11 protein-coding genes are annotated in these 13,520 nt (G+C 64.0%); 10 read left to right on the top strand and 1 reads right to left on the bottom strand.

Features of this window, described 5'->3' with window-relative positions:
- The first annotated feature begins 1 nt into the window (after window position 1).
- The 6 genes from IRZ77_RS04075 to IRZ77_RS04050 all read left to right on the top strand — a co-directional run bounded on the left by IRZ77_RS04075 (window position 2) and on the right by IRZ77_RS04050 (window position 8,157).
- Entirely contained in the window at window positions 2-1,666 is a 1,665-nt protein-coding gene (locus IRZ77_RS04075) for a hydantoinase B/oxoprolinase family protein (protein ID WP_108480888.1), read from the top strand.
- Window positions 1,667-1,669: 3 nt separating this feature from the next.
- Window positions 1,670-2,872 carry a pyridoxal phosphate-dependent aminotransferase gene (locus tag IRZ77_RS04070; RefSeq protein ID WP_196172987.1) on the top strand — a complete coding sequence of 401 codons (1,203 nt, stop codon included), beginning with the start codon at window positions 1,670-1,672 and terminating at the stop codon, window positions 2,870-2,872.
- A 25-nt stretch (window positions 2,873-2,897) separates the two neighbouring features.
- Window positions 2,898-3,707, top strand: a complete 810-nt coding sequence (locus IRZ77_RS04065; RefSeq protein ID WP_108480889.1) for an NAD-dependent epimerase/dehydratase family protein — start codon at window positions 2,898-2,900, stop codon at window positions 3,705-3,707.
- A 30-nt stretch (window positions 3,708-3,737) separates the two neighbouring features.
- Complete coding sequence (locus tag IRZ77_RS04060; protein WP_108480890.1) at window positions 3,738-4,934, top strand: NAD(P)/FAD-dependent oxidoreductase; 1,197 nt, start codon at window positions 3,738-3,740, stop codon at window positions 4,932-4,934.
- Window positions 4,935-4,959: 25 nt separating this feature from the next.
- Window positions 4,960-6,645, top strand: coding sequence for a thiamine pyrophosphate-binding protein (locus IRZ77_RS04055; protein WP_108480891.1), 1,686 nt, complete (start codon window positions 4,960-4,962; stop codon window positions 6,643-6,645).
- A 63-nt stretch (window positions 6,646-6,708) separates the two neighbouring features.
- A complete protein-coding gene (locus IRZ77_RS04050; protein WP_153670803.1) occupies window positions 6,709-8,157 on the top strand; it encodes an NAD-dependent succinate-semialdehyde dehydrogenase in 1,449 nt (482 codons plus the stop codon).
- A 62-nt stretch (window positions 8,158-8,219) separates the two neighbouring features.
- Here the strand turns inward: IRZ77_RS04050 and IRZ77_RS04045 are convergent, their stop codons facing one another.
- Complete coding sequence (locus IRZ77_RS04045; RefSeq protein ID WP_085615260.1) at window positions 8,220-8,945, bottom strand: FadR/GntR family transcriptional regulator; 726 nt, start codon at window positions 8,943-8,945, stop codon at window positions 8,220-8,222.
- Between the two features lie 323 nt (window positions 8,946-9,268).
- On the opposite strand from IRZ77_RS04045, the gene IRZ77_RS04040 reads away from it, so the two are divergent.
- From IRZ77_RS04040 to IRZ77_RS04025, 4 genes are all read left to right on the top strand, one after another.
- On the top strand, window positions 9,269-10,417 hold the full coding sequence (locus IRZ77_RS04040; RefSeq protein WP_230386331.1) for a branched-chain amino acid ABC transporter substrate-binding protein: 1,149 nt from the start codon (window positions 9,269-9,271) through the stop codon (window positions 10,415-10,417).
- A 131-nt stretch (window positions 10,418-10,548) separates the two neighbouring features.
- A complete protein-coding gene (locus IRZ77_RS04035; protein WP_108481449.1) occupies window positions 10,549-11,487 on the top strand; it encodes a branched-chain amino acid ABC transporter permease in 939 nt (312 codons plus the stop codon).
- A gap of 10 nt (window positions 11,488-11,497) precedes the next feature.
- Window positions 11,498-12,745, top strand: coding sequence for an ABC transporter permease subunit (locus IRZ77_RS04030; protein ID WP_108481450.1), 1,248 nt, complete (start codon window positions 11,498-11,500; stop codon window positions 12,743-12,745).
- The gene (locus tag IRZ77_RS04025; protein WP_085615268.1) at window positions 12,742-13,515 is read left to right on the top strand and encodes an ABC transporter ATP-binding protein; all 774 of its coding nucleotides are present in this window, start codon (window positions 12,742-12,744) and stop codon (window positions 13,513-13,515) included. Before IRZ77_RS04030 ends, IRZ77_RS04025 begins: the two co-directional genes overlap by 4 nt.
- Window positions 13,516-13,520: the final 5 nt, after the last annotated feature.

The following is a 13,520-nucleotide window of genomic DNA, read 5'->3' as shown; positions in this document are numbered from 1 at the left end:
CATGAGCGATACTTTGATCGACATTCAAATGCAGGTGATGTGGAACCGCCTGGTCTCGGTGGTCGAAGAGCAGGCCCTGACCCTGATCCGCACCGCATTCTCCACCAGCGTGCGCGAGGCCGGCGACCTGTCTGCCGGGGTGTTCGACCGCGCCGGCAACATGCTGGCCCAGGCCGTCACCGGCACCCCCGGCCACGTCAATACCATGGCCGAGGCGGTGGTGCACTTCATCAACGACATCGGCGAAGACAACATCTTCGAAGGCGACGTGTATGTGACCAACGACCCGTGGAAGGGTACCGGCCACCTGCACGACATCACCATCGTTTCGCCGTCGTTCTACAAGGGCAGGCTGATTGGTTACTTTGCCAGTACCGCCCACGTGGTCGACATCGGTGGCCGTGGCTTTGGCCCGGACGCCCGCGAGGTATACGAGGAAGGCCTGTTCATCCCGATCATGAAGCTGTTCGAGCGCGGCAAGGTCAACCGCGACCTGATAAACATACTGCGCAACAACGTACGCGAGAACGACCGGGTGGTGGGCGACTTCTATGCGCTGTCGGCGTGCAACGAGACTGGTCACAAGCGCCTGATCGACATGCTCGAAGAGTTCAGGCTGGATGACCTGGAGCACATTGGTGGCTTCATCCTCGAACACAGCCGCCGCGCCACGCTGGAGTGCTTCAAGGCGCTGCCGCATGGCACCTACAGCAACAGCATGACCCTCGATGGCTACGACGTGCCTGTGACCCTGGCGGTAACCATCACTGTCGGCCCCGATGGCATCAACAGCGACTTCACAGGCACATCGGGCATGAGCCAGTTCGGCATCAACGTGCCGCTGGGCTATGCCAAGGCCTACGCCTGTTATGGCCTCAAGTGCATCGTGGCGCCGGAAATCCCCAACAACACTGCCTCGCTGGCGCCGTTCGAGGTCACTGCGCCCGAGGGCTGCATCCTCAATGCCAAGCACCCGGCGCCGGTGTCGGTGCGCCATGTGCTGGGTCACTTCGTGCCCGACCTGGTGCTGGGGGCACTGCATAAGTGCCTGCCGGGCAAGGTGCCGGCCGAGGGGGCCAGCGCCTTGTGGAACCTGCACCTGAGCGTGCGCCCGCTGGAGAGCAACCCGAACGGTCGCAACGCCGAGATGCTGATGTTCAACAGCGGCGGCATGGGGGCGCGTTCAGCGATGGATGGCCTGAGCGCCACGGCATTCCCCAGTGGTGTGCACACCATGCCGGTGGAAGCCACAGAACACGCCGGCCCGGTGGTGGTGTGGCGCAAGGAGCTGCGTGAAGGCTCCGGCGGTGCCGGCCAACTGCGCGGCGGCCTGGGGCAGGAGATTGAAGTGTCGGCGGCCGCGGGCTACAGCTTCCGCTTCAGCGCCATGTTCGATCGCATCCAGCATGCCGCCCGCGGCCTGGAGGGTGGCAAGCAGGGCGCTGAAGGTTATGTCGGCCTGGATGACGGCAGCCTGCTGCGCGGCAAGGGCCAGCAGTTCGTGCCGGCCGAGCGCCGCCTGGTGTTGCGCCTGCCGGGTGGTGGTGGCTATGGCGACCCGCGTCAACGCGACCGCCAGCAGGTCGAGCGTGACCTGCGCTTTGGCTACATCAGCGCCGAGCAGGCGCGCAACGACTACGGCTTCGATGCCGCCCAGGAGTGCTAGACGATGGATGTGCAAAGCAGCCGCGTGCGCGCGGTAAAAAGCTCACCGAGCATGGCCGTGTCGGTGCTGGCCAAACAGATGCTGGCCCAGGGCGAGCCGGTGATCAACCTGGCGCTCGGCGAGCCGGATTACAACGTACCGGCTCATGTGATCGAAGCCGCCTACCAGGCGATGCTGGCAGGCAACAACCATTACACCGGGCCCAACGGCCTGGAGGTGTTGCGCCAAGCCATCGTCGACAAGTTCGCTCGGGAAAACGACCTGGTCTATGGGCTGGACGAAATCTGTGTAGGCAACGGTGCCAAGCAACTGCTGTTCAACGCCTTCCTGGCCACCCTCGAGCCGGGTGACGAGGTAATCACCCCGGCACCTTACTGGGTGTCGTACACCGACATGGCCATGCTCAACGGTGGCGTGCCCAGGGTCATCCCGTGCACTGCCGAGCAGGGCTTCAAGCTGCGCCCCGAGCAGCTGGAGGCGGCGATCACCCCGCGTACCCGCTGGGTGATGCTCAACTCGCCGAACAATCCGAGCGGGGCGATCTTCACCCGTGAAGAGTTCGCAGCACTGGGCAAGGTACTGGAGCGCCACCCCAAGGTGCTGGTGATTTCCGACGAGATCTACGAGCACATCGTGTTGGGCGACCAGCCGTTCGTGTCCTTCGTTACCGCCTGCCCGCAGTTGCGCGAGCGCACCTTGCTGATCAACGGCGTTTCCAAGGCCTATGCCATGACCGGTTATCGGCTGGGTTACGCGGCAGGCCCCAAGGACCTGATCGTGGCGATGAACAAGACCCAGTCGCAGACGACCACCTGTCCGTCGAGCATCTCGCAGCTGGCGGCGGTGGCGGCGTTGAATGGGCCGCAGGACTTCGTGCGTGACGCCAACCGCGAGTTTCAGGCGCGCGGTGCGCTGGTGGTACAGGGGCTGGCGCAGATCCCGGGCCTGCAATTGCAGATGCCGCAGGGCGCGTTCTATGCGTTCCCCGAGGTCAGTGCCTTCATTGGCAAGCGCACGCCAGATGGCCAGGTCATTGGCAACGATGCGGACCTTGCGGCCTACCTGTTGCGGGTCGGCAAGGTCGCCACCGTGCCGGGTTCGGCGTTTGGCCTGGAGCCCTACATTCGTCTGTCGTTCGCCACATCGCGGCAGGAACTGGAACAAGCCCTGGGGCAGCTGCGCGACGCGTTCGCGGCGCTGTCCTGAGCCCACCAAGCAATCGAGGTAACACATGAGCAAGCCTTTCAAACGCCTGCTGATCACCGGCGCCGCCGGGCGCCTGGGCAGTGTGCTGCGCAAGCACCTGGCAGCCTTCGCCGATGAGCTGCGCCTGACCGACATCGCTGACATGGGCCACGCTGCACCCCATGAGCAATTGGTGCGTTGCGACCTGGCCAACTTCAACGACGTGCTGCCGTTGACCGAAGGTGTCGACGCCATCGTGCATGCCGGTGGCGTGCCGGTGGAGGACACTTTCGAGAAGATCCTCAACGGCAACATCGTCGGTACCTACAACATCTACGAAGCTGCGCGGCGCAATGGCGTCAAGCGGGTGGTGTACACCAGCTCCAACCACGCCATCGGCTTCCATGACCGCACCGAGACCATCGACGCTACCGCTGCGCACCGCCCCGACAGCCTGTATGGCGTCAGCAAGTGCTTTGCCGAGGACCTGGGCCGCTACTACTGGGACAAGTTCGCCATCGAGTCGGTCAACCTGCGCATCGGTTCGTCATTCCCCGAGCCTCTGGACCGGCGCATGCTCGCCACCTGGCTGTCGTTCGACGACTTCGCCCAGCTCACCGAGCGCTCGCTGCTGGCGCCGCGGGTCGGGCACATGATTGTCTATGGCATGTCGGCCAACCGCGAAAGCCTGTGGGACAACCGCCTGGCTTCGTCGCTTGGCTACGTGCCCAAGGACAGTGCTGACGACTACCGCGACAAGGTCCTGGCCGAGCACCCGCCGCTGCACCCGAACGAACCGGCCGCGCGCTACCACGGCGGCAACTTCGCTGGTGCCGGGCACTTCGAAGACAAGTAGATATCTCCACATCAGCAGAGAGTGCATTACATGGCTTCCACCGCTAAACAACAGAATTACGATGTGGTGATCGTCGGCGGCGCGGTCAACGGCAGCGCCACCGCCTATTTCCTGGCCAACAACCCGGATTTCAAAGGTTCGGTGCTGGTCATCGAGCGCGACTGGACCTACAACAAGTCAGCCACCGCGCTGTCCAGCAGCTCGATCCGCCAACAGTTCTCCAACCCGATCAACATCGAGATCTCCAGGTTCGGCGCCGAGTTCGTGCGCAACTTCCCGGAGGTGATGGAAGTGGACGGCGATCGCCCGGACCTGGCCTTTCACGAGAACGGTTACCTGTTCCTCGGTGACGACAAAGGTTATGAAGTGCTGCGCCGCCTGCACGATACCCAGGTATCCCACGGTGCCGATGTACGTCTGCTCGACCCCGAGCAACTGCAACGCAAGTTCCCCTGGGTCAACATCGACAGCCTGGCCGGTGCCAGCTATGGCCAGAGCGGCGAAGGGTGGTTCGACAGCCTGGGCATGCTCAATGGCTTCCGCCGCAAGGCGCGCTCGATGGGCATCGAGTATATCGAGAACGAAGTGGTCGGTATCCAGCGTGAAGGCGAGCGCATCACCGGTGTGCAACTGGGCAGTGGCGAGCGTATCGGCTGCGGCCTGCTGGTCAACTGCGCCGGCACACGTGGCACCAAGGTCGCTCGTATGGCCGGCCTGGATATTCCGGTTGAGCCACGCCGCCGTTCGCTGTTCGTGTTCGACTGCCGCACCCCGCTGGAAGGTACCGTGCCGCTGACCATCGACCCGACCGGTGTGTTCTTCCGCCCTGAAGGCAAGTTCTACCTGGGCGGCACCTACCCGAAAAACGACCCGGAAGTCGACTTCGAAGACTTCGACGTATTGCACGAGGAGTTCGACGAGGAGGTGTGGCCGATTCTTGCGGAGCGCGTGCCGGCGTTCGAAGGCATCAAGGTGGTCAACTTCTGGGCCGGGCACTATGACTTCTGCGTTCTCGACCACAACGCCATCGTCGGCCCGCACAACGAGGTGGGCAACTTCCTGTTCTGCAACGGCTTCAGCGGCCATGGCCTGCAGCAGGCACCGGCCATCGGCCGTGGGCTGTCCGAGCTCATCACCTATGGCGGCTACCGTTCGCTTGATCTGGGTGCGCTGAGTTACCAGCGGGTAATCGACAACAAACCGTTCCTGGAAGATTCGGTCATCTGACCGCAGCGCCTGAGGGAGAACAACAATGAGCAACTCCGAAGTGAAGCGCAGTGGCGGCCAGGTGCTGGTCGATGCCCTGCGGGTGAATGGTGTCGAGCGCGCCTTCTGCGTGCCGGGCGAGAGTTACCTGGCAGTGCTGGATGCGTTGCACGATGTGCAGGATGAAATCGACCTGATCGTTTGTCGCCAGGAGGGTGGTGCGGCATACATGGCCGAGGCCTACGGCAAGCTGACCGGCAAGCCGGGCATCTGCTTCGTCACCCGTGGCCCCGGCGCCACCAATGCCTCGGTGGGCGTGCACACGGCGTTTCAGGACTCTACGCCGATGCTGCTGTTCATCGGCCAGGTGGCCCGCGACCAGATCGAGCGCGAAGCCTTCCAGGAAGTGGACTACCGACGCATGTTCGGCCAGATGGCCAAGTGGGTGGTGCAGATCGACGATGCCGCGCGCATTCCCGAGCTGGTCAACCAGGCCTTTCAGCGTGCCATCAGCGGCCGCCCCGGCCCGGTGGTGATCGCCTTGCCGGAGGACATGCTGACCGACCTGGTGCAGGTGGCCGATGCGCGTCCGGCGCGACGCGTCGAAGCCGCCCCGGCGCCACAGGCGCTGGGCGAGCTGCAGGCCCTGCTGGGCAACGCCAGCAAGCCGCTGGTGATTGCCGGTGGAGGCGGCTGGAACGACCAGGCGGTGGCCGACCTGAAGCGCTTCGTGCAGGTGCAGAACCTGCCGCTGGCAGCTTCGTTCCGTTGCCAGGACCTGTTCGACAACACCGACTCGCACTATGCCGGCGACCTCGGGCTGGCTGCCGGGCCGGTACTGGTCGAGGCGGTGAAGCAGTCGGACCTACTGATCGTGGTGGGCGCGCGCCTGGGCGAGATGACCACAGGCGGTTATGCGCTTGTCGACATTCCGACGCCGAAACAGGCGCTGGTGCATGTGCACGCCAGTGCCGAGGAAATCGGCAGGGTGTACCAGCCGACCTTGGGCATCAATGCCGGGCCGGCCAGTTTCCTGAGCCAGGCGGCTGCGTTGCCAGCCGCGCGCCCCGAGGCGTTCGCCGACTGGGTCGCCAGCCTGAACAGCGGCTACCGTGGCAACTTCGAAACGCCACGCTCGCCGGGCGATGTGCAGATGAGCGAAGTGATTGCCTGGCTGAACAAGACCCTGCCGGCCGACAGCATTCTCACCTGCGGTGCCGGCAACTACACCGGCTGGGTGCATCGCGGTTACCAGCACCGTGTGTTCCGCACGTTGCTCGGGCCAACCAACGGGTCCATGGGGTATGGCGTGCCGGCGGCGGTGGCAGCCAAGCTGACCTATCCGCAACGTACTGTGGTGGCATTTGCCGGTGACGGCTGCTTCCTGATGAATGGCCAGGAGCTGGCCACGGCGGCGCACTACGACGCCCACCTGATCACCGTGGTGGTCAACAACGGCATGTACGGCACTATCCGCATGCACCAGGAGCGCAGCTACCCGGGGCGGGTGTCCGGCACCGAGCTGCACAACCCTGACTTCGCCGCCCTGGCGCGTGCCTATGGGCTGCACGGTGAAACCGTCACCCGCACCGAGGACTTCGCTGCCGCTTTCGAGCGTTGCCAGGCTTCTGGCAAGCCGGCGCTGATCGAAGTGCAGGTCGACCCCGAAGCCCTGACCCCGCGCATGACCCTCAGCCAGATCCGCGACAAGGCCATGCAAGCCAAGCGCTGATTCGCCTCAGGTGGGGCGCGGTACGGCCCCACCTTTTTTCCTTTTTCGAACGAGTCAATCGACATGAACCTTGCCGATCGTGATCTGCTGCGTGAAGTTTGCTATATCGACGGAAAATGGCTGGCGGCCGACAGTGGTCAGCGCATTGCCGTGACCAACCCGGCCAGCGGCGAAGTGCTCGGCCATGTGCCGCGCATGGGGGCGGATGAAACCCGTCGCGCCATCGCCGCTGCCGAACGTGCCTTGCCGGCTTGGCGGGCGCTTGCTGCCAAGGAGCGTGCCGCCCGGCTGCAGGCCTGGTTCCGCGAAATCCTCGCCCACCAGGAGGATCTGGCGTGCATCATGACGGCCGAACAGGGCAAGCCGCTAGCCGAGTCCCGTGGCGAGATTGCCTTTGCGGCAGCCTATGTGGAGTTTTATGCAGAAGAGGGCAAGCGCATTTATGGTGATGTAATTCCTTCGCCGAGCGCTGATCGTCGGTTGATCGTCACCAAAGAGCCGATTGGCGTCTGCGCGGCGATTACGCCATGGAATTTTCCGGCGGCGATGATCACCCGTAAGGCGGCGCCGGCTTTGGCGGCGGGTTGCACGCTGGTGCTCAAGCCGGCCTCGCAAACTCCGTTCAGCGCGCTGGCGCTGTGCGTGCTGGCCGAACGCGCTGGTATCCCTGCGGGCGTGCTAAGCGTGGTGACTGGTGACTCGGCGGCCATCGGCGGGGAGCTGACGGCCAGCCCGGTGGTGCGCAAGTTGTCGTTCACCGGCTCCACGCCCATCGGCATCCAGTTGCTGCAGCAGTCGGCGGCGACGGTGAAGAAGGTGACCATGGAGCTGGGTGGCAATGCGCCGTTCATCGTGTTCGATGATGCCGACCTGGAAAAAGCCGTGGAGGGGGCGCTGATCGCCAAGTTCCGCAACAGCGGGCAGACCTGCGTGTGCGCCAACCGGTTCTATGTTCAGGGTGGTATCTACGAGCGCTTCGTGGCGCGCTTTGCCGAGCGCGTGGCTGAGCTGGTGGTGGGGCGGGGCGATGCGCCCGGGACCCAGGTCGGGCCTATGATCGACGGGCGTGCTGCCAGTGGTGTCGAGCGGCTGGTGGGTGAAGCGGTGGAGGCCGGGGCACGTGTGCTGGCCGGTGGGCGCCGGCATGCGCTGGGCGAGGCGTTTTTCGAGCCTACCTTGCTGGCGGATGTGACGCCGGACATGCGCGTGGCACGCGAGGAGATCTTCGGGCCGGTGGCGCCGATCTTCCGCTTCGGTAGCGAGGAGGAGGTGATTGCCCAGGCCAACGACACCGAGTTCGGCCTCGCCTGCTACCTGTATGCGCGGGATGTCGGGCGAATCTGGCGGGTGTCCGAGGCGTTGGAGTATGGGATGATCGGGGTCAACGTCGGCGTGGTGGCGACCGAGGTGGCGCCGTTTGGTGGGGTGAAGGCTTCGGGCTTGGGTAGGGAAGGGTCGCGCTACGGGATCGAGGATTACCTCGAGGTCAAGTATGTGTGCCTGGGGCTTTGAGGTGATTCCGGGCCGCTGATGCTGCCTGTGCTGGCCTCTGCGCGGCCGGTACAGGATAGCCATCAGGCCTTGCTGTCGAGCAACCGCTGATACCGCGACAAGCTTTCTTCCAGGTGCTTGCGCAGCGCCGTGCGCGCACTGGCCACATCGCCCATGCTGATTGCCGAGAGGATCGCCCCGTGCTCTCGGCCGATCTTCTTGATGTGCGCCTGGCGGTTCTTGCCCGTCACCTGCCCATGCTTGAGGTTCAAATCGAGGATGATGTCCGGGCCCAGCGCTTCCAGCAGCTGGGTGAAGTGCGGGTTGTTGGTGGCACGGGCAATTGCCAGGTGGAATTCGAAGTCGGCCCTGGCTTCTTCCTCCTGCGTGGCACCGTCCAGTGAGTTGAAACGGTCGAATGCCTCGGTGATTGCCGCCATGCTGGCCGGGCTGCGGCGCTCGGCTGCGCGGGCCACCGACTCGGTTTCGATCCCCAGGCGCAGTTCCAGGATCTGCGCGGCGGCACGCACGTCATCAACCACGCTGTCGATGGCAAAGCCGATGCGTTTCACGTCCTGCTCGACCACGAAGACGCCCACGCCCTGGCGGGCGATCAGGCGCCCACCCAGGCGCAGCGAGGCTACCGCCTCACGGATGACCGGGCGGCTGACGTTGAATTCCTTGCACAGCTCCTGTTCGGACGGCAGCTTGTCGCCCGGGCCGTAGGTGCCGTTGTCGATCCGGCCGGAAAGCTCCTGGATCACGGTTTCCGCCAGATTGGCGCGACGCGTGCCTAACGACGCATTCATAAAAGAGTTGCTCCTGAAACTGATTGGCTCATCACGGTTGATTCTCCGGCAGGTTGCGCGCAGCCCTCATGCCCCTTGCGGCGGGATCCGTAGCCAACCAGCGGTGATGTTGTAGGCATATGTTATCAAACATCTGATCTGTAGGAGCGGGCTTCCCCCCCGAGCAGGTCTCCACGCATGCCTGTAAATTTTAACCACGGCTCAAGCATACACCCATTGACAGTTGCCTGCTGACTGTTATCTTACAAGTGCGATGGCGTTCCGGCCAATTCGCATGCGGTAAGCGATGTCGAGGTTCGTCCAATCACTACTGGGAGCTGAGCATGAATAACAACAAGGGAGGGCGTGCAGCCCTCGCGACCGCGGTAACGTTGCTGATGGCCATGGGGACGGCAAACGCAGCAGACAGTGAAATCGTCAGGATCGGCTTCGCCGGCCCCCTGACCGGCCCTTCGGCGCACCAGGGACAGGATGTCGAGCACGGCATCCAGATTGCCGTTGATGAAGCCAACGAACAGCAACTGAAGATCGGCGACAAGGTCGCCCGGTTCAAACTGGTCTCCGAAGACGATGTCGCCGACCCGCGCACCGGCACGGCGGTCGCGCAACGCCTGGTGGACTCGAAAGTGGCGGTGGTGATCGGCCATTACAACTCCGGCACCAGTATCCCCGCCTCGAAGATTTACGCCGCCGCCGGCATCCCGCAGATCTCGCCCTCGGCCACCAACCCCACCTTGACCCGCCAGGGCATCCCTTCGGTGTTCCGTACCGTCAACGACGATGCCACCCTGGGCCGCTACGCTGGCAACTACCTGGTCAGCCAGCTCAAGGCCCAGCGCATCGCCATTTTCGATGACCGCACCGCTTACGGCCAGGGCCTGGCCGACGAGGTGACCAAGGCAGTCAAGGCTGCCGGCGGTAATGTGGTGGTGCGCGAGTACACCAACGACAAGTCCACCGACTTCAACGCCATTCTCACCACCGCCAAGGCACAGAAGGCCGATGCGGTGTTCTTCGCCGCCCTCGACTACCAGGCCGCACCGATGGCCAAGCAGATGAAGAATCTTGGCCTGAAGGCGCGCTTCATGAACATCGGCAACCTGCCCAACGACTCGTTCAGGCAGATGGCCGGCAGCGCCGCCGAGGGCACCTACGCCTGGAACTACGGCACGCCGCTGCTGGACATGCCCAAGGGCGCGGCCTTCGAGCAGAAGCTCAAGGACAAGTTCGGCGTGGGCGTAGTGCAGTCGTCGCCAGCCGCGTATGACGCCACCTGGGCAGCGATCAACGCCATGGTCAAGGCCGGCTCCGACGACCCCAAAGTGTACCTGCCAGTGCTCAAGAGCCAGAGCTACGAAGGCGTCACCGGCACCATCGCCTTCGATGATCAAGGCAACCTGAAGAACCCGGCGGCTACCGTGTTCCAGTTCGCCGACGGCGGCTGGAAAACCCTGTCGGTCCAGCGCGACTGAGCGCCACCCCCATAACAAGCAGGCGCCGGCCTGCCACATAACAAGAAGACTTTTCCCACCTGCCAGGCCTGTCGGCGTGTGGCGCTGAGCCGCCGCGCGCCGACGACAACGCAGTTTCGAGGATTCAGCGCGTGGACGGTAATTTCGATATCTTGTTGCAACAGGTCCTCAACGGCCTGGTGCTGGGCAGCATCTATGCCCTGGTAGCCTTGGGCTACACCATGGTCTACGGCATCATCGGCCTGATCAACTTCGCCCATGGCGAGGTGGTGATGGTCGGCGCCATGGTGACCATTTCGGTACTGACGATGCTCGCGGGCGCAGGTTTTGCCCCAGGCATCATCACCTTGCTGCTGGCGATCATGGCTGCGGTGGTGGTGTGCATGCTGCTGGCCCAGGGCATGGAAAAGTACGCCTACCGGCCCTTGCGCAAAGCCCCGCGGCTGACCCCGCTGATTCTCGCCATCGGCATTTCCATCGCCCTGCAGAACCTGGCGATGATGATCTGGGGGCGCGGCTACAAGACCTTCCCCGAGGTGGTCGAGACCCAGCCGGTGGACGTGTTCGGCGCCACCATTACCAACGTGCAGCTGTCGATCATGCTGATTGCGGTGGTGATCATGCTCGGCCTATGGCTGCTGGTGGACAAGACCCGTCTGGGCAAGGCCATGCGTGCCACCGCCCAGAACCAGGAGGTGGCCGGGCTGATGGGCATCAACATCAACCGGGTGATCAGCGCCACCTTCCTCATCGGTGCCAGCCTGGGCGCCATCGCCGGGGTAATGCGCGCGGTCAACTACGGCCAGGCCGATGCCTACATGGGCCTGCTGCTGGGCCTGAAGGCATTCTCGGCGGCAGTGCTCGGCGGCATTGGCAACCTTTTCGGGGCCATGGCCGGCGGCCTGTTGCTGGGGCTGATCGAGTCGCTGGCAGCGGGCTACACCGGGCAGATCACCGGTGGCTTCCTCGGTGCCAACTATCAGGACATCTTCGCCTTCGCGGTGCTGATCCTGGTGCTGCTGTTCCGCCCGAACGGCCTGCTTGGCGAACGCCAGGCTGACCGGGCGTAAGGAGTCGGCCATGAAAAACCTCAAGAGCCAATACTTGCTGTTGATCCTCGGCTTCATTGCCTTGCCGTTCCTGGTCGAGGCCATCCCCATGCTCGGCCCGACCTGGGTGCGCATCCTGGGCTTCGCCATGCTCTACGTGTTGCTGGCGTTGGGCCTGAACATCGTCATCGGCTACGCCGGCTTGCTCGACATGGGCTACATCGGCTTTTACGCCATCGGTGCCTACCTGTACGCCTTGCTTGCCTCGCCGCACCTGCAGATGGCCGGCCTGGTCGAAGGCGTGCTGGACTGGCCGGTATGGGTGATCATCCCGCTGGCGGCAGTAGCCGCGGCCATCTGTGGGGTGTTGATCGGCGCGCCGGTGCTCAAGCTGCGCGGTGATTACCTGGCGATCGTCACCTTGGGCTTCGGCGAGATCATCCGCATTTTCATGAACAACCTGGACCAACCGGTGAACCTCACCAATGGCCCCCAGGGCATCAGCAACATCGCTCCGCTGCACGTGGATGGCGCAGCATGGGCGCATGCCCCGGGGGAGGGTGCAGCGCCGCTGCTGTCGCTGCAGCAGAGCTGGAGCCTGTTCGGTCTGCAAGTGTCGCCGGTGATCAGCTACTACCTGTTCTTCCTGGCCATCGTCATCCTCAGCATCGTGCTGTCCAAACGCCTGGAAGTATCGCGTATCGGCCGTGCCTGGATGGCCCTGCGCGAGGACGAAGTGGCTGCCGAGGCCATGGGGCTGAACAAGCGCAACCTCAAGCTGCTGGCGTTCGCCATGGGCGCCACTTTCGGCGGCGTGTCCGGCGTGCTGTTCTCCAGCTACCAGGGCTTTGTCAGCCCCGAGTCGTTCACCCTGATGGAGTCGATCATGGTCCTGGCCATGGTGGTGCTCGGTGGCATGGGTTCGATCCGTGGCGTGGTGCTGGGCGCGCTGATCCTGTCGGTGATGCCGGAGTTGTTCCGCGACCTGGTCAACTGGGTCCAGCCATGGGTGATGGACAATGTCACTTTCATCAGCCGCGACATCCTGCGCAACGTACTGGATGCCTCGACGCTGCGCATGCTGGTGTTCGGCCTGGCGTTGATCCTGGTGATGCGTTTTCGCCCCGAAGGCCTTTGGCCGTCTGACCGCCGCCGTGCCGAACTGCACGATGGTGACCCAGAGGCGGAGCCGATGCCTGCGGCGCTCAGCACCGCAGTGCATGCTCCGGCCAGTGAAGCATCCTTCGAGCTCCCGATCAAAGAGGCGGACAAGGCATGAGCGACATCCTTCTCGAGCTGCATCAGGTCAGCAAGTTCTTCGGTGGCCTGCAGGCCCTGCATGGCATCGACTTGAGCATTCGTCGTGGCGAGATCCGCGGCCTGCTGGGCCCCAACGGCGCCGGCAAGACCACCCTGTTCAACGTGCTCACCGGGTTGTACCGGGCCGAGCAGGGGCGGGTGATGTTCGACGGCAAACCGCTGCGTATCAGCAAGCCGCACAAGGTGGTGGAAGCTGGCATTTCGCGCACCTTCCAGAACATCCGCCTGTTCCACAACATGACCGCCCTGGAAAACGTGATGATCGGCCGCCATGTGCGCACTCGCAGCGGTGTGTTCGGCGCCATCCTGCGTACTCCGGCCTGCGTGCGTGAAGAGCGCGAAATCCGGCAGGCCGCGCGCCACTGGTTGAACTACGTCGGCATCGGCCACCTGGCCGGGGAGCTGGCCAAGAGCCTTTCCTATGGCGACCAGCGTCGCCTGGAAATCGCCCGGGCGCTGGCCACCGAGCCCAAGCTGATCGCCCTCGACGAACCGGCGGCGGGCATGAATGCCTCGGAAACCGAAGGCCTGCGCCAGCTGATGTGCAAGATGCAGGCGGACGGCAAGACGGTGCTGTTGATCGAGCACGATGTAAAGCTGGTGATGGGCCTGTGCGACCACATCACCGTGCTGGAATTCGGCCGCAAGATCGCCGACGGCCTGCCGGCCGACGTGCGCAAGGACCCACGAGTGATCGAGGCCTACCTCGGTGCGGAGGCAGTGGCATGAAAAAC

The sequence above is a fragment of the Pseudomonas pudica genome (assembly GCF_015680405.1).
Taxonomy (GTDB): Bacteria; Pseudomonadota; Gammaproteobacteria; order Pseudomonadales; family Pseudomonadaceae; genus Aquipseudomonas; species Aquipseudomonas pudica.
Note: the sequence above shows the minus strand (reverse complement) of the source record. Positions and strands in the feature narration are given on the sequence as shown.

Excerpts from the sequence above, each read along its gene's own strand:
- IRZ77_RS04075 (WP_108480888.1), top strand. The coding sequence starts at position 2 with ATGAGCGATACTTTGATCGACATTCAAATGCAGGTGATGTGGAACCGC.
- IRZ77_RS04070 (WP_196172987.1), top strand. The coding sequence starts at position 1,670 with ATGGATGTGCAAAGCAGCCGCGTGCGCGCGGTAAAAAGCTCACCGAGC.
- IRZ77_RS04065 (WP_108480889.1), top strand. The coding sequence starts at position 2,898 with ATGAGCAAGCCTTTCAAACGCCTGCTGATCACCGGCGCCGCCGGGCGC.
- IRZ77_RS04060 (WP_108480890.1), top strand. The coding sequence starts at position 3,738 with ATGGCTTCCACCGCTAAACAACAGAATTACGATGTGGTGATCGTCGGC.
- IRZ77_RS04055 (WP_108480891.1), top strand. The coding sequence starts at position 4,960 with ATGAGCAACTCCGAAGTGAAGCGCAGTGGCGGCCAGGTGCTGGTCGAT.
- IRZ77_RS04050 (WP_153670803.1), top strand. The coding sequence starts at position 6,709 with ATGAACCTTGCCGATCGTGATCTGCTGCGTGAAGTTTGCTATATCGAC.
- IRZ77_RS04045 (WP_085615260.1), bottom strand. The coding sequence starts at position 8,945 with ATGAATGCGTCGTTAGGCACGCGTCGCGCCAATCTGGCGGAAACCGTG.
- IRZ77_RS04040 (WP_230386331.1), top strand. The coding sequence starts at position 9,269 with ATGAATAACAACAAGGGAGGGCGTGCAGCCCTCGCGACCGCGGTAACG.
- IRZ77_RS04030 (WP_108481450.1), top strand. The coding sequence starts at position 11,498 with ATGAAAAACCTCAAGAGCCAATACTTGCTGTTGATCCTCGGCTTCATT.
- IRZ77_RS04025 (WP_085615268.1), top strand. The coding sequence starts at position 12,742 with ATGAGCGACATCCTTCTCGAGCTGCATCAGGTCAGCAAGTTCTTCGGT.